The 15410-nt window shown below is 69.4% G+C and carries 13 protein-coding genes; 6 read left to right on the top strand and 7 right to left on the bottom strand.

Translation table 11 applies throughout. From position 1 onward, the window contains the following. The first annotated feature begins 83 nt into the window (after positions 1-83). On the top strand, positions 84-1442 hold the full coding sequence (locus tag ABD235_RS12000) for an NAD-dependent succinate-semialdehyde dehydrogenase (RefSeq protein ID WP_344173133.1): 1359 nt from the start codon (positions 84-86) through the stop codon (positions 1440-1442). Between the two features lie 131 nt (positions 1443-1573). Beyond that, positions 1574-2422, top strand: coding sequence for a phosphotransferase (locus ABD235_RS11995; RefSeq protein ID WP_344173131.1), 849 nt, complete (start codon positions 1574-1576; stop codon positions 2420-2422). Here ABD235_RS11995 and ABD235_RS11990 read toward each other — a convergent pair. Together ABD235_RS11990 and ABD235_RS11985 are read right to left on the bottom strand one after the other, a co-directional pair. After that, positions 2419-3585, bottom strand: coding sequence for an MFS transporter (locus ABD235_RS11990; protein ID WP_344173129.1), 1167 nt, complete (start codon positions 3583-3585; stop codon positions 2419-2421). The genes ABD235_RS11995 and ABD235_RS11990 overlap by 4 nt on opposite strands. Positions 3586-3747: 162 nt before the next feature. Then, entirely contained in the window at positions 3748-4650 is a 903-nt protein-coding gene (locus ABD235_RS11985; protein ID WP_344173127.1) for a hypothetical protein, read from the bottom strand. A 186-nt stretch (positions 4651-4836) separates the two neighbouring features. Between ABD235_RS11985 and ABD235_RS11980 the strand changes: the two genes are divergently transcribed. Then, positions 4837-5445, top strand: a complete 609-nt coding sequence (locus tag ABD235_RS11980) for a papain-like cysteine protease family protein (RefSeq protein WP_344173124.1) — start codon at positions 4837-4839, stop codon at positions 5443-5445. A gap of 2 nt (positions 5446-5447) precedes the next feature. After that, a complete protein-coding gene (locus ABD235_RS11975; RefSeq protein WP_344173122.1) occupies positions 5448-6179 on the top strand; it encodes a hypothetical protein in 732 nt (243 codons plus the stop codon). A gap of 70 nt (positions 6180-6249) precedes the next feature. Here ABD235_RS11975 and xylA read toward each other — a convergent pair whose 3' ends face one another. From xylA to ABD235_RS11955, 4 genes are all read right to left on the bottom strand, one after another. After that, on the bottom strand, positions 6250-7416 hold the full coding sequence (gene xylA, locus ABD235_RS11970; protein WP_344173120.1) for a xylose isomerase: 1167 nt from the start codon (positions 7414-7416) through the stop codon (positions 6250-6252). Between the two features lie 31 nt (positions 7417-7447). Beyond that, positions 7448-8338, bottom strand: coding sequence for a carbohydrate ABC transporter permease (locus tag ABD235_RS11965; protein WP_344173118.1), 891 nt, complete (start codon positions 8336-8338; stop codon positions 7448-7450). 1 nt (position 8339) lies between these two features. Next, a complete protein-coding gene (locus tag ABD235_RS11960) occupies positions 8340-9182 on the bottom strand; it encodes a carbohydrate ABC transporter permease (RefSeq protein WP_344173116.1) in 843 nt (280 codons plus the stop codon). An 83-nt stretch (positions 9183-9265) separates the two neighbouring features. After that, positions 9266-10615: an extracellular solute-binding protein gene (locus ABD235_RS11955; protein WP_344173114.1), complete on the bottom strand. Its 1350-nt coding sequence runs from the start codon at positions 10613-10615 to the stop codon at positions 9266-9268. 207 nt (positions 10616-10822) lie between these two features. On the opposite strand from ABD235_RS11955, the gene ABD235_RS11950 reads away from it, so the two are divergent. Next, positions 10823-13228, top strand: coding sequence for a beta-glucosidase family protein (locus ABD235_RS11950; RefSeq protein WP_344173111.1), 2406 nt, complete (start codon positions 10823-10825; stop codon positions 13226-13228). A gap of 4 nt (positions 13229-13232) precedes the next feature. Continuing rightward, positions 13233-14282 carry a LacI family DNA-binding transcriptional regulator gene (locus ABD235_RS11945; protein ID WP_344173109.1) on the top strand — a complete coding sequence of 350 codons (1050 nt, stop codon included), beginning with the start codon at positions 13233-13235 and terminating at the stop codon, positions 14280-14282. Here ABD235_RS11945 and ABD235_RS11940 read toward each other — a convergent pair. Further along, complete coding sequence (locus ABD235_RS11940; protein WP_344173107.1) at positions 14279-15304, bottom strand: GntR family transcriptional regulator; 1026 nt, start codon at positions 15302-15304, stop codon at positions 14279-14281. The two genes, ABD235_RS11945 and ABD235_RS11940, sit on opposite strands and share 4 nt — an antisense overlap. Positions 15305-15410: the final 106 nt, after the last annotated feature.

Raw genomic sequence — 15410 nt, 5'->3', positions numbered from 1 at the left:
ATGAGATGCGTGTATACAGTATGTAGATTGCCTACTAGCCTGTGCTCTTGCGCACTGTCGTAGAGAACGGAGGACTCGTTCCCATGTACTCAGTCACAGACCCGGCGACGGGTGAACTGGTCGAGGAGATCGAGAACGCCAGCGACGAGCAGGTCCGGGCCGCGATCGGGCGGGTGCACGCCGGGTTCTCGGCCTGGCGGCGGCGGCCGGTGGCCGAGCGGGCGGCGATCGTCGCCCGGGCCGCGGAGCTGTTCGCCGAGCGGGCGGACGAACTGGCGGCGATCATGACGCTGGAGATGGGCAAACGGATCAACGAGGGCCGCGGTGAGGTCGGCATCGTCGTCGACATCTTCAAGTACTACGCGGAGCAGGGCCCGGCGCTGCTCGCCGACGAGCCGCTGCCGATCAAGGGCGGCCAGGCGGTGATCACCAAGGAGCCGATCGGCGCGCTGCTCGGCGTGATGCCGTGGAACTTCCCGGTCTACCAGGTGGCCCGCTTCGTCGCGCCCAACCTGGTGCTCGGCAACACCATCCTGCTCAAGCACGCGTCGATCTGCCCGCGCGCGTCGGTCGCGATCGAGCAGATCCTGTACGACGCCGGCGTACCGGACGACGCCTACGTCAACGTGTTCGCCTCCAGCCGGCAGGTGCCGTGGATCCTGGCCGACCCGCGGATCGTCGGCGTCTCGCTGACCGGCAGCGAGGCGGCCGGGATCTCGGTGGCGGCCGAGGCGGGCAAGAACTTGAAGAAGACCGTGCTCGAGCTCGGCGGGTCCGACCCGCTGATCGTGCTCGACACCGACGACCTCGACGAGACCGTCAAGGCGACCGCGACGGCCCGGATGCGCAACTGCGGCCAGTCCTGCAACGCGCCGAAACGGATGATCGTGCTGGCCGACCTGTACGACGAGTTCGTCGACAAGCTGACCAAGCGGGTCTCCGAGTACTACGTCGCGGGCGATCCTTCGGACCCGAAGACGACGCTGCCGCCGCTGGCGTCGGTCGCGGCCGCCGACGAGGTCGCCGAACAGGTCGCCACGGCGATCGAGCAGGGCGCGACGCTGCGCACCGGCGGGCACCGGACCGGCCCGGGCGCGTACCTGGAGGCGACCGTGCTGACCGACGTCACGCCGGACATGGACGCCTACCGCGACGAGATCTTCGGCCCGGTGGTGCTGGTCTTCAAGGCCGAGACCGAGGAGGAAGCGATCGCGATCGCGAACGACTCGCCGTTCGGGCTGGGCGCCAGCGTCTGGGGCACCGACCGCGAACGCAACACCCGGGTCGCGCGGCAGCTCGAGGCCGGCATGGTCTACCTGAACAGCGCCGGCGGCTCCCAGGCCGACCTGCCGTTCGGCGGCATCAAACGCTCCGGCATGGGCCGGGAGCTGGGGCCTGCGGGCATCGAGGAGTTCATGAACAAGAAGTCGATCCGCTTGTAGCCCGACGGACTACCCCCAATCGCCCGCCCAGCCACGACTTTGAGCACGGCTCAGCCGGTTTTCGGGTGTCAGGACGGCTGGCCGGTGCTCAAAGTGGGCGGGGTGGAGGGGCTTCGGGGGATGATCGGTGGGTGAGCGATCAGGGGCGCGAGTGGCAGCGTGTTCAGCGGCTGGATGCGGAGTGGGCGGCGGGGGAGATCGACCGGCTCGCCGGGGTGAAGCTGGTTGTCGAGGGTCCGTGCGGTGGGGGTGAGGTCGGAGCCGCGTTCGTGCGGTGGGAGGACGGGCATCGGTCGGTGCTGAAGTGGCGGCCGGGGACTCGGCTGGAGGATCTGGAGCGCGGGCCGCTGGCGGTGGTCGACGTACTGCGGGCCGCGGGGTATCCGGCGCCGCGGACCGAGTTGGCGGTGCAGGTCGGTACGGCGGTGGTGACCGTGCAGGAGTTGATGCCGGGGGCAACTGTCGAGCAGCTCACGGACGAGTTGCTCGATCAGGTGCTCGACCTCAACGCGCTGCAGGCCGGCCGGTTGGCGGGGTCGACGGTGCCGTCGTTGCCGCTGTATCTGCAGGCCGACGGACCAGGCTTCTGTCTGCACGAGCCGCTGAGGCAGCGCGACGCGCGGACGGCGGCGTTGGAGGGGCGGATCGCCGCAGTGGAGCTGGAGACGCTCGCGGGTGACGACGCCGTGCACGTCGACTTCCATCCCGGGAATCTGCTGCACACCAACGGAAAGCTCACCGGCGTGATCGACTGGGACGGCGCCGGGCGTGGGCACCGCGGGTTCGATCTGGTGACGCTGCGGTTCGGCGTCCGGGGGCCGATCAGCAAGCGGCTCGATCAGATCCTGGACGAGCTGCCGTACGACGTACTGCGGGCCGCCTGGGCGCACATGAGTTTGCGGATGGTGGACTGGGCGATCCGGCACTTCCCGGCCGGCGAGGCCGACTACTGGGTCGACCTCGCCGGGCAAAGGATCTAGGCAGCGACGAGTTCAGGCGCGTGCCGGCGGTCGAGTGCGCCCGAGATCAGCGCCAGCACCAACGCCCCGGCAGCCATCGCGGCGCCCGCCCAGTTGGTTGCCGCGTACCCGTACCCAGCCGCGATCACCAGGCCGCCGAGCCAAGCGGCCAGCGCGTTGCCCAGGTTGAAGGCGCCGATGTTGACCGCCGACGCGACCGTCGGCGCGGACGACGCACTGGCCAGCGTGCGGAGCTGCAGCGGGGGCGTCGTCGAGAACGCGAACCCGCCGAGCAGGAACAGCGTGATGATCGCGGGCACCGCCCAGTGCGCGGTGAACCCGAAGACCACCAGGATCAGCGTGAGCGCGCCCAGCGACGTGTAGAGCGTCGGCATCAACGCGCGGTCGGCGAAGCGTCCGCCGAGCAGGTTGCCGAAGACCATGCCGATTCCGAACAGCACCAGCAACCACGAGATCGCGCTCTCCGGCAGGCCCGCGTCCTGCGTCATCATCGGCGCGATGTAGGTGAACGACGCGAAGACGCCGCCGAACCCGAGCACCGTCGTACCGACCGCGAGCCAGACCTTGGGGCTGCGGAACACGGCGAGCTCCGCGCGCAGGTTCCCGCCCGCGGGACGCGCGATCTCGGGCACCAGCGCCGCGATCCCGATCAGGCCCAGCACGCCGAGCCCGGCGACCACCCAGAACGTCGCGCGCCAGCCCAGCCCCTGGCCGATGAAGGTGCCCAGCGGGACGCCGAGCACGTTCGCGACGGTCAGCCCGGTGAACATCAGCGCGATCGCGCTCGCCTTCTTCTCCGGCTTGACCAGGTCGGAGGCGACCACGGCGCCGACGCCGAAGAACGCGCCGTGGCACAGCGCGGTGACGATCCGGCCGGCCATCATCACGCCGTACGACGGCGCCACCGCGGACAGGATGTTGCCCGCGACGAAGATCGCCATCAGCAGCAGCAAGAGTTGCTTGCGGCGCATCCGGTTGCCCAGGGCGGTCATCGGCAGCGCGCCGACGGCAACGCTCAGCGCGTACCCGGTGATCAGCCAGCCGGCCGCGGGGATCGAGACGTCGAACTCGGTCGCGACCTCCGGCAGCAGCCCGGCGATGACGAACTCGGTGGTGCCGATCCCGAACGCGCCGATGGCCAGCGCGAGCAGAGCGAGCGGCATGACTGTGCCTCCATGAATCAGTACGACTGTTACCGGCGTCGACAATACTTGCAGACGCGGACTAAAAACAAGCGCGGGCTAACGCGGGAGGCAAGGAATTGAGAACGGGGGAGGGAAGAAGTGACGGGAGAGCACGCGAGAACGACGGCGAAGGCCGACGTCCTAGTCCCACTCCCAGGCGATGCCGATCAGCCCGGCATCCGTCGTCGGCGCGACGACGTGCACGCGCCCGTCGGGGCTCATCATCAGGTCCTGGTGCACCAGGTCAGGCCCGCTGGAGTGCCGGCGCCGGAACTCGGTGACGCGGACCGGCATCGCGTCGCGGTGGAACTGGACCTCGAGCACGTGATGCGTCCCGGGCCACTCGTGGAACCGGTAGTACTGCGTCGACGGCATCCGGCTGCGGTCGTCGATCTCGTAGTGCACGACGGCGGTGTCGCCGGGATGCAGCGTGCGGTCGAGCAGCAGCTCGCCGAGGATCGCGCCCGCCTCGGGGTCGCGCGCGACGCGACCGGTCCGGCAACCGGTCAGCCCGTTCGGCGTGATCAGCGTGACGTCGCAGCCGGGTTCACCTTGGTGGACGACGATCTGGCGGTCGACCTCCTTGACCGCGACCAGCGTCTGTACGACGCGCTTCGACCGCAGGCTGCGGTCCGGGCCGATGACAATCTCCTCGACCACCGTGACGCTGCGCAGCCTCCCGTGAGCATCACCCCGGACGACGTCCAGCAGTCGCGTCAGCGTCGCCGCGTAGTCGACCACGGCGTACGGCCGGTGGCTGACGGCGGTCTCCGGACGCGCGGGCGGAATCCGTACGGCGAGCCAGCCGGTCGGCAGCTCGAGCAGTTCCTCCAGCGCCGTCACGACGGCCGATGACGTGGCGCGGGGGAGTCGCCGGCCGCTCTGCCAGGTGCTCAGCGTCGCGATCCCGACGTGCAGTCCGCGTTCGGCCAGCCGGGCCTGGATCCGGTTCAGGGCGAGGCCGCGGTCCGCGATCGCGATCCGGAGCGCGTCCGCGAACGGCGTCTCCGGTCCGATGTCCGGCACGTGAAAGCGCGTCTGCATCCGGTCCGACCCTCCTGGCCAGGAAGTGTAAACGTTCACAGGCGGCGACGGCAGCACCCCGCAGGATGGTGTTCACCCCGGAGAGCGCGTTCACACCGTGGACGACGGCCGCGGCCGACTGCTTGCGACGGTGTGAGCGGGTGCTCACGATGAGTGCCCTCACCCCGCCCCACAGAAGGAGGCCCCATGAGGAGGGTCAGCACGAACCGCCCCTGGTCATGGCTCGTGGCAACGATCATCGGGTTGGCACCGCTCGTCCCGATCGCCGCGACGGCCGCGCCGGCGCCGGTCGCTCCCGTCGCCCAGCAGGTCGCCGCCAGCTTCTACCTGAACGTGACCGGCCAGGCCCAGGAGAAGTCGAACTGGTGCTGGGCCGCCACCGGCAACAGCATCGCCAGGTACTACGGCAAGAACTACTCGCAGAACCAGTTCTGCAACCTGGCGTTCGGCTACAGCATGAACGCCGCCTGCCCGAACGACCAGGCCACGCTGGCCAACGACCAGCGCGCGTTCCGCAGCATCGGGATCAGCCAGGGCAGCTACATCAGCGGCACGCTGAGCTTCGGCACCCTGCAGACCGAGGTCAACGCCTACCGCCCGGTGATGACGCGGATCGGCTGGAAGGCCGGCGGCGGTCACATGATGGACATCATCGGGTACGACGCGTCGAACTCCACGATCGAGTACTACAACCCGTGGGGCGCGGACCCGCGCTACAACACCTCGACCTACAACTGGTACCTGAACAACTCGCAGTTCCAGTGGACCCACTCCCTCTACCGGATCGGAGCCTGAGCATGAGGAAGCTTCGATGGGTAGGTGGACTGGTCGGCGGTCTACTGCTCGCGGCAACAGCAGCCGGTTCGGCGGGAGCCGCAGCGCCTGGACCGGACCTCGCAGCGGCCAAGGCCGCGGCGCACTCGGCGCAGGCCGGCCAACTGATCGCGAAGGCGGCGCAGCGGCTGCCGCAGGCCGCGGCGAAGGCGGGCACGGTCGTCCAGCAGGACGCCGTACCGGTGTACGCGCTGAACCCCGACTTCGTGGCCGGGAAGTCAGGCGAGGTGGCGTCGCTCTGGTACGTCGCGACGACGGCGTCGAAGGGTGGGGCCGCGATGACCGTCTACACGGTGCCCGACCGGTCCGGCGCGTGGCAGGCGGTGAACGTTGCCAGCGGCAACACGGAGGCGCGGATGGCCGGCGCGGCGAAGGGCGCCAAGCTCTTCACCGAGCCGCAGATCAGCGCCTGGTACGCGCTGTCCGGTGATCAGGTCCGCGCGCTGAACGCGTCGGCCACCGAGGCGATCGGCAGCCGGCCGATCTCGCTCGCGGCGTACCAGGACAAGGTCACCGCCCGGTACGCCGACAAGCAGCCGGGGAGCGCGTACGACGCCAACGGCACCGCGGGCGGATACGACGTCAACGCGGCGACCGCCGAGTCGAACTTCCCGGTCGTGCAGGTCGCGGCCGGCGGCGGAGTGGTCCTGCTCGGCGCGTACACGCTGGTGCTCTACCGCAGGAAGCACGCCTAGCGGAACGAACGAGGTGGTGCAGGCAGGACAGGCTGCCTGCACCACCTCGGCACTCGGTCCAGTTGTCGGGTCAGGACCGAGTGCCGTACAGGTGCTCGATCGCGAGCTGGTCGAGCTGCTCGAAGGCCATGCCGCGACGGCCGGCCTCCTCGGGGTCGAAGTCCTCGGCGCGCAGCGTCGCGAGGTTCTCACCGGCGGCCAGCGTCGGCTGGGCGAGCTGGTCGAGGCGCGCGTCGAGCAGCGCCTGCTGGACCTCGGGATCGTTGCGGAAGGCCCGGACCTTCGCGCGCAGGATCAGGTAGTTGCGCATGCACCCGGCCGCCGACGCCCAGACGCCGTCCATGTCCTCGGTGCGCGGCGGCTTGAAGTCGAAGTGCCGCGGCCCGTCGTACCCGCCGTTCTCCAGTACGTCGACCGTCCAGAACGCGCCGCGCGCGTTGCCGGCGCCGAAGCGCAGGTCCTGGTCGTAGCGGGGACCGTTCTGGCCGTTCAGGTCCGCGTGGAAGAGCTTGCCGTGCCACAGCGCCTGCGCGATGCCGTGCGCGTAGTTCAGCCCGGCCATCTCCTCGTGACCGACCTCGGGGTTGAGGCCGACCCGCTCGGAGTGCTCCAGCGACTCGATGAACGCCAGCGCGTGCCCGATCGTCGGCAGCAGGATGTCGCCGCGCGGCTCGTTCGGCTTCGGCTCGATCGCGAAGCGGATGTCGTAGCCCTGCTCGATCGCGTAGGAGCCGAGGATGTCGAAGGCTTCCTTGTACCGGTCGAGCGCCGCCCGGACGTCCTTGGCCGCACCCGACTCCGCACCCTCGCGACCGCCCCAGGCGACGAAGGTCTCCGCGCCCAGCTCGGCGGCGAGGTCCAGCTGGTCGGCGGTCTTGCGGATTGCGTACCGGCGGACGTCGCGGTCGTTGTTGGTGAACCCGCCGTCGCGGAAGACCGGGTGCGAGAACAGGTTCGTGGTCACCATCGGGACCTTGAGCCCGGTCTCCTCCAGCGCGGCCCGGAACGGCTTCAGGTGCGCGTCGCGTTCGGCCGCCGTACTGCCGAACGGGAAGACGTCGTTGTCGTGGAAGGTGATGCCGTAGGCACCGAGCTCGCTCAGCTTGTGCACCGCTTCGGCCGGGTCCAGCACCGGGCGCACCTCGCCGCCGAACACGTCGACGCCCTGCCAGCCGACCGTCCACAGACCGAAGGAGAACTTGTCCTCACGGGTGGGCGTGTAGTCGGCGTCTGTCATGGAAGATCCTCTCGAGGGGGAAGAGTGGTGGTCAGCGGCTGAAGCCCGCGGTGAGCCCGCTGAGCAGCTGCCGGCGGCCGATCGCGTACAGGATCACGATAGGCAACGTTGTCAGGACGACCGACGCCAGGACCGCCGGGACGTTGACGGAGTACTGGCCCTGGAAGGTCCACAGCGCCAGGGGGAGGGGGCGCTTGTCGGGGCTCTGGGTCAGGATCAGGGGCAGCAGGAAGCCGTTCCAGACGCCGAGGCCGTTGTAGATGCTGACCGTGACCAGCGCGGGCCGGGTCAGCGGCAGCGCCAGGCTGCGCAGCATGCCCCACTCGCTGGCGCCGTCGACCCGCATCGACTCGAACAGCTCCTTGGGCACGTCGCGGATGAAGTTGGTCAGCACCAGCACCGACAGCGGGATCGAGAACGCGATCGACGGCAGGATGATCGCCAGCAGGCTGTCGTACAGGTGCATCTTGATGATCAGCAGGTAGACCGGGATGATCGTCGCCTGCAGCGGGATCGCCAGGCCCATCAGGAACAACCCGTTGACCCCGGCCAGGAACCGGCTGCCGGCGCCGCGGATGATCGCGTACGACGCCATGAACGCGATCGTCACCGCCGGGATGATCGTCCCGGCCGTGATGATCACGCTGTTCAGGAAGTACCGCGGGAAATCGGACTCGATGACCATCCGGTAGTTGCCCAGGGTGGGCTCGGACGGCAGTGCGAACGGGTTCTGGCTGAAGAACAGGCTCTGGTCCTTGAACGACGAGACCACGATCCAGTAGATCGGCACGATCACGATGCCCAGCCACAGCCAGCCCGCCGCACCGCCGAGCCAGTTCAGCCGGAGCAGCTTGCGCCCGTACGACGTACCGCCGCGAACCTGGTGGCCGGTCCTCGCCTGGGCGCTGGTCGCCACTGCCATCTCACGCACCTTCCTGCTGGCTGGCCGTCGTGCTGCCGCCGAGGCGGCGCAGGATCAGGGCCAGCGCGAGTCCGATCAGCACCAGCAGGACGGCGATGACGCTGGCCGGTCCCATCAGGTTGGCCTGGAATCCCCGCTTGTACATGTCGAGTGCCAGCACCCTGGTGGCGTCCCCTGGGCCACCCGCGGTGAGCACGAAGATCAGGTCGAAGAACGTCAGCGACCCGACCACCATCAGCGTCGACGACGTGATGATCGTGTACTTGAGCTGCGGCAGCGTGATGCTGAAGAACTGCCGCACCCGGCCGGCGCCGTCGATCGAGGCCGCCTCGTACATCGTGGTCGGGATCTGCCGGACGCCGCCTTGGTAGATCAGGGAGTGGAACGGGATGAACTGCCACGACACCACGAAGATCACGACGCCGAGCGCGAGACCGTCCCGGCCCAGCCAGTCCTGGGTGAGGAAACCGATGTGCAGGCCGGCGCCGAGCCCGAAGTTCGGGTCGAGCAACGCCTTGTAGGTGATCGCGATCGCGGCCGAGCTGAGCAGCAGCGGAACGAAGTACAGCACCGCCAGGAACGCGCGGTACCGCTGGCGCCCGGCCAGGAACACGCCGAGCAGCAGGCTCAACGGGGTCTGCACGGCCCACGACAAGATCATGATCTCGAACGTCACGAACAGCGCGTGCGGCAGCCCGGGGTCGCTCAGAACGCTGCGCCAGTTGGAGAAACCGGCCGGGTTGATCGCGCCGAGGCCGTCCCACTGGGTGAAGCTCAGGACCAGGACGCCGACCAGCGGGACGATGCCGAAGACCAGGAAGAACGCCAGGGCGGGCAGGGCCATCCAGGCGACCGGGCCGCTCCGCCCGACCTGCCCGGGACCGGTCCGTCCACCGGCCCGCGCAGGAGCCGGGGGAGCGGCCGCCGTCACTTGCCGATCACCGCGTTCATGCTGTCGGCGAACTGCTGCGGGCTGATCGACAGCTGGAACAGCTTGGCGATGTTGTCCAGCAGCGCCTCGGCCTGGGTCGGGCTGAGCGCCTGGTCCCACGACTGCCCGAAGTACTTGGCCTTGCTGGAGGTGTCGTAGACGAACTTCAGCCACTCGGCGTCCTTGGGGTCCGACACCGCCGACAGCTTGGCCTCGGCGCTCTTGACCACCGGGATGTTGCCCGCGCCGACCCAGGCGTCGACCGAGGCGGCGTCGAGGGTGTTGTTCGCCAGGAACTTCTTGGCCGTCTCCTTGTCCTGGTCACTGGCCTTGGAGGAGATCGACAGGTACGCCGCCGGGTTGCCCACGGAGTTGCTCGGGTCACCCTTGCCGCCCTCGACCGGCGGGAAGTTCATGTAGCCCAGGTGGCCACCGGAGACGAAGTCACCGCCGTCGGCCTTCATGCCGCCGTAGGTCCAGGCGCCGTGCAGCATCATCGCGGCCTTGCCGGTGTAGAGCAGGGCCTGGTCGGCGTTGGAGTCGGCGGTGATCGAGGAGAAGCCCTTGATGAACCCGTTCGCCTTGACCAGCTTCTGGACCTCCTCCAGCGCCTTGATCGACGAGGGGTCGGACCAGGCGCCGGCCTTGCCGTCGAAGATGTTCTGGAACACCTCGCTGCCGCCGATCCGGTCGTACAGGAACTCCAGCCACATCATGTTGGTCCAGCGCGACTGGCCACCGAGCGAGAACGGCGCGACCTTGGCCTCGTTGAACTTGGGGACGAGCTCCATGATGTCGCCCCACGACTTCGGCGGTTCGGCCCCGACCCGCTCGAACACCCTCTTGTTGTAGAACAGGACGATCGGCGTGGTGGCCTCGACCGGCATCGCGTAGATCTTGCCGCCGACGGTCGCGGCGCCGAACGCGGCCGGGAAGATCGAGCTCTTCAGCTCGGCGTTCTGGCCGAACCAGCTGGTCAGGTCCTCGACCTGGTTGGCGTCGACGTAGCTCTTCAGGCCACCGCCGCCCCAGCCCCAGATCAGCGTCGGGCCCTGGCCGGCGCCGATCGCGGTCTTGATCTTCTGCTTGAACGCGTCGTTCTGGAACTCGTTGGTCTTGATCTGCGTGCCCGAGTTCGCCTCGTTGAACCGCTTGACCTGCGCGGCCCGAATGCCTTGCTGCGGCTGGCCGGTGAGGTACCAGTACGTCGTCGTGCCCGCGGCCGTGCTGCTTCCACCGGTCGAGCTGCCCGAGCTCTGTGGACCGGATGTGCCGCAGGCGGCCAGACCGGCCGCGACGGCACCGGCACCGGTCAGACGGAGGAACGTGCGCCGAGAAGTCGTCATGGGATCCACCCTGATCTCCGAAATCCTGGCCGCGAAGACTTCACGGCGGTTAAGACTGTGTTTCGTAACGTAGGTTTCGGTGATGTTGCTGTCAAGGTCTTGAAACTTTCGACTTTCAGGCTGCACTGTTAGCGATACATGGCGATAGAAGAACCGAAATGTTTCGATATCAGCCGGTGACTTTGATCGATCAAGAAGGAGACTTTCGTGGCAGCTCGAGACGATCGGCCGTGGCTGGACACGTCGCTCACGGTGGAGGAGCGGGCCGGGCTGCTGCTGGACGCGATGACGCTGCCGGAGAAGGTCGCGCAGCTCGGCAGCCGCTGGATCGGCAACGACATGGCGGCTTCGGAGAGCGAGGAACCGCTGGGCGAGGACACGCTGAACGTCGCGCCGATGCAGGACGTGTTCGCCCAGGGCGGCTCGATCTCGCTGGAGGAGGCGAGCCGGAACGGGCTCGGCCACCTCACGCGCATCTGGGGCAGCGTTCCGCTGACCGTCGAGGAGGGCGTCGCCGAGGTGGTCCGCCAGCACAAGATCGTGCTCGCGGGATCGCGGCTCGGCGTACCGGCGCTGGTCCACGAGGAGTGCCTGACCGGCTTCACGACGTACGGCGCGACCGTCTACCCGACGGCGCTGGCCTGGGGTGCGACGTTCGATCCCGCGCTGGTGGAGCGGATGGCCGGCGCGATCGGGCGTGACCTGGCCGCGTCCGGTGTGCACCAGGGCTTGTCGCCGGTACTCGACGTCGTGCGCGACTACCGGTGGGGCCGCGTCGAGGAGACCATCGGCGAGGATCCCTACCTGGTGGCGATGGTCGGTACGGCGTACGTCCAGGGGCTGCAGAGCTCCGGAGTGGTTGCCACGCTCAAGCATTTCGCCGGGTACTCGGCGTCGCGGGCCGGACGCAACCACGGACCGGTCTCGATCGGGCGGCGCGAGCTGCTCGACATCGTGCTGCCGACGTTCGAGGCCGCGATCGCGATCGGCGGCGCGGGGTCGGTGATGACGTCGTACTCCGATCTCGACGGGCTGCCGGCGGGTGCGGACCCGTGGCTGTTCACGCAGCTGCTGCGGGACGAGTGGGGTTTCGACGGGACGGTCGTCTCGGACTACTGGGCCGTTCCCTTCCTGGCCACGATGCACCGGGTCGCCGCGGACACCGATGCCGCGGGCGCGCTCGCGCTGACCGCGGGCACCGACGTCGAGCTGCCGGACACGATCGGCTTCGGGGACGGACTGGTCAAGCTGGTCGAGTCCGGTGAGCTGCCGGAGGACCTGGTCGATCGCGCCGCGCGACGGTTGCTGGAGCAGAAGGTGAAGCTCGGGCTGCTCGATGCCGAGTGGACTCCGGAGGACTCGGTCCGGCCGGTCGACCTGAACTCGCCCGAGAATCGTGAACTGGCGCGCGCGGTCGCCGAGCGCTCGATCGTGCTGCTGGACGCCGGTACGGCGTTGCCGCTGCTCGACGAGCACCGGACCGACGGCAGCCGGTCGCCGTTGCGGCGGATCGCTGCCGTCGGCCCGTGTGCCGGCGAGCCCAAGTCGTTCATGGGGTGCTACGCCTTCCCCAACCATGTGCTTCCGCGCTACCCGGACCGTCCCCTCGGCATCGAGGTGCCGTCGGCAATTGATGCCCTGCGCAACGAACTGCCGGACGTCGAGGTCGTTCACGAAGCGGGGTGTGCGGTGCTCGGCACCGACCGCTCCGGCTTCGCCGCGGCGGTCGAGGCTGCGCGCGACGCCGACCTGTGCGTCGCGTACGTCGGCGACCTGTCCGGTCTGTTCGGGCACGGATCGTCCGGTGAAGGGTGCGACGCCGAGGACCTGCGCCTGCCGGGTGTGCAGGAGGAGTTGGTGAAGGAGCTGCTCGACACCGGTACCCCGGTGGTGCTGGTGGTCGTCTCCGGTCGCCCCTACGCGTTGGGCGAGGTCGCGGATCGGGTCGCCGGACTGGTCCAGGCGTTCATGCCCGGCCAGGAAGGCGGCGCGGCGATCGCGGGAGTACTCAGCGGACGGGTGGTGCCGGGCGGCAAGCTGCCGGTGCAGATCCCGCGGCACGTCGGTGGGCAGCCCGGTACGTACCTGCAGCCGGCGCTCGGGAGTGCGGAGAGCGCTGGGATCAGCGGGCTGGAGACCGTGCCGCTGTACCCGTTCGGGTTCGGGGCGTCGTACACGACCTTCGAGGTCGGGGGGCTGCGGCTGAGCGAGACCGAGATCCCGACCGACGGCGAGTTCACCGCGACGGTGCGGGTGCGGAACACCGGCGAGCGGGCCGGTGACGAGGTCGTGCAGCTCTACCTGCACGACGTCGTGGCGCAGGTCGCGCGGCCGCTGAAGCTGCTGATCGGGTTCGCGCGGGTGTCGCTGGAACCGGGCGCGGCCGTCGACGTGGCGTTCGGCGTCGACGCCGACCGGACGGCGTACACGGGACCCGACCTGCGCCGGATCGTGGAGGCGGGCGACATCGAGCTGCTCGCGGGAACTTCCTCGATCGACCTGCCCGCGCGGGGTACGGTGCGGATCACGGGGGCGACTCGGGTGGTGGGGCACGATCGTACGATGGTGACCCCCGTCGGCCTGACGCCCGTCAGCGCAGCAGGAGGAGAGTGAGCAGGTGCCGTCGTTGAGAGGCCGGGTCACGTTGGCCACCGTCGCGGCGTCCGCCGGGGTGTCGGTCGCGACGGTCTCCAAGGTGCTCAACGGACGCAGCGACGTGTCGGAGTCGACCCGTGCGCGGGTCCAGGCGATCCTGCGTGAGCACGAGTACGTCGGCCGCCGGCCGGAGCCCGTCGTCGAGCGCGCCGCCGTCGAGCTGTTCTACCAGGGCGTCCTCAACAGCTACTCGGTCGAGGTGATCCAGGGCGTGGTCGAGGCCGGTCAGGCGGCTGACGTCGACGTGGTGGTCAGCGCGCACCCGCACCGGGCGCAGGGGCGGTCGTCCTCGACACCCGGCCGGGCCGCGCCGTGGATCCGGGAGCTGACCGGCAACGGGCGGCGCGCGGCGATCGGGATCACCTCCGAGCTGACTGCCGCCGACGTGGCCGCGCTCTCGCGGGCCCGGCTGCCGCTGGTCGTGGTCGACCCGATGAACGTCGTACAGCCTGATGTCACGAGCGTCGGGTCGACGAACTTCGCCGGCGGGATGGCGGCGACGCAGCATCTGCTGTCGCTCGGGCACCGGCGGATCGCCTACCTGGGTGGGCCGCCGACGTCGGGCTGCAACCAGGCGCGGATGAACGGGTATCGCGGCGCGATGGAGGCCGCCGGGGCGCCGGTGCCGAAGGACTACGTGTGGATGCGGGAGTTCTTGTACGACGACGGGCTGGCGGGTGGGGCCGCGCTGCTCGACCTGCCGGATCCGCCGACGGCGATCTTCGCCGGGAGCGACGAGGTTGCGCTGGGCGCGATGGAGGCGGCGCGGGCGCGCGGGCTGCGGGTGCCTGAGGATCTGAGTGTGGTCGGGTTCGACGACACCCAGGTCGCGCGGCTGGCTTCGCCGCAGTTGACGACCGTGCGGCAGCCGATCCGGGAGATGGGTGCGGTGGCGCTGCGTACGGCGTTGCAGCTGGCGGCGGGGGAGAAGGTCGACTCGCACCACGTGGAGCTGGCGACCCAGTTGATCGTGCGCGACTCGGCGACCGAACCGGCGCGGGTCAACTCCTAGTCCGGCGCGGGTCCGGTGGACTCGCGAACGATCAGTCGCGGAACCAGCGAGATCTGTTGCCGCGGTGCTTCGGGGTCCTTCAGTCGTGCACGGAGGACGTTGACCGCGAGCCGGCCGACCTCGGACTTGGCGGGGGACACGGCGGTGAGCGGTACGTCGGACAGGTCGGCGACCTCGTCGTCGTAGCTGATCACCGACAGCTGCTCGGGGACCTCGATCCCGCGGGCGAGCGCTGCGGTGAGCAGGAGGTTCGCTTCCCGGTCGGCGAAGCAGATCACGCCGGTGACGCGCTCTCCGAGCAGATCCTCCAGGAAGCGATCGGCGTCCGCGCTGGTCCACCTGTCGGCGGCCCTGGTCATCACCACGTCGTTCTCGAGTCCCGCGCGAACCTGGGGCGCGGTGTGCGGGCCGGTCCGCTCGAGGTAGCCGATCCTCGTGTGCCCCAGGCTTTTCAGGTGGTTGACGGCAGCCCGCGCCCCGGCCGCGTGGTTGGAGCCGACGAACTCGTGCACGGTCGCCGGGTCTTCGAGACCACGCTCGACCAGCACCACCGGCAGACCGAGCTCCCCGGCCGCGCTTCCTCCACCGGGTTGGTCCGGTGCGACGATCAGCCCGGCGACGCCGGCGCCGATCAGGGCCTCGACGGCGCGCTCCTCCTCGGTCTTGTCCCACTCCGTGCTGCGGAGCATCATCTGGCCGCCGTGCTCGGCGAGCTCGCGCTCGATGCCGACGATGATGCGCGGGTAGTAGTAGGTCATCGACGGTACGGCGACGCCGACCAGCGGCCCGACGACCTGGTCGGCGATGTACATGCCCGAGCCCTGCCGCCGGTAGACCAGCCCGTCCTGGACGAGCAGGTCGACCGCGCGCCGTACGGTGTTGAGACTGACGCCCTGCTCGTCGGCCAGTTGCTGCTCGGTCGGCAGCTTCCCGCCCGGCCATCGCAGCCCGGCGATGCCGCGGCGTAGTTCGTCGGCGAGATGACGCGCCTTCTGCCCGCGCGCGACCGGCTCTGTGCTCACGGAGCAGAGCCTAGCGGTGGCTTGCGGCAAAGTCATTAGAATGAATCTCTTGCCAAAGAGTATGACCAGGGCCAGACTCGGTCGACAGTGATCCCGCCGACCCCGA

Source organism: Kribbella lupini, assembly GCF_039529595.1.
Lineage (GTDB): Bacteria > Actinomycetota > Actinomycetes > Propionibacteriales > Kribbellaceae > Kribbella > Kribbella lupini.
Note: the sequence above shows the minus strand (reverse complement) of the source record. Positions and strands in the feature narration are given on the sequence as shown.

Excerpts from the sequence above, each read along its gene's own strand:
- ABD235_RS12000 (WP_344173133.1), top strand. The coding sequence starts at position 84 with ATGTACTCAGTCACAGACCCGGCGACGGGTGAACTGGTCGAGGAGATC.
- ABD235_RS11990 (WP_344173129.1), bottom strand. The coding sequence starts at position 3,585 with ATGCCGCTCGCTCTGCTCGCGCTGGCCATCGGCGCGTTCGGGATCGGC.
- ABD235_RS11985 (WP_344173127.1), bottom strand. The coding sequence starts at position 4,650 with ATGCAGACGCGCTTTCACGTGCCGGACATCGGACCGGAGACGCCGTTC.
- ABD235_RS11980 (WP_344173124.1), top strand. The coding sequence starts at position 4,837 with ATGAGGAGGGTCAGCACGAACCGCCCCTGGTCATGGCTCGTGGCAACG.
- ABD235_RS11975 (WP_344173122.1), top strand. The coding sequence starts at position 5,448 with ATGAGGAAGCTTCGATGGGTAGGTGGACTGGTCGGCGGTCTACTGCTC.
- xylA (WP_344173120.1), bottom strand. The coding sequence starts at position 7,416 with ATGACAGACGCCGACTACACGCCCACCCGTGAGGACAAGTTCTCCTTC.
- ABD235_RS11965 (WP_344173118.1), bottom strand. The coding sequence starts at position 8,338 with ATGGCAGTGGCGACCAGCGCCCAGGCGAGGACCGGCCACCAGGTTCGC.
- ABD235_RS11960 (WP_344173116.1), bottom strand. The coding sequence starts at position 9,182 with ATGGCCCTGCCCGCCCTGGCGTTCTTCCTGGTCTTCGGCATCGTCCCG.
- ABD235_RS11955 (WP_344173114.1), bottom strand. The coding sequence starts at position 10,615 with ATGACGACTTCTCGGCGCACGTTCCTCCGTCTGACCGGTGCCGGTGCC.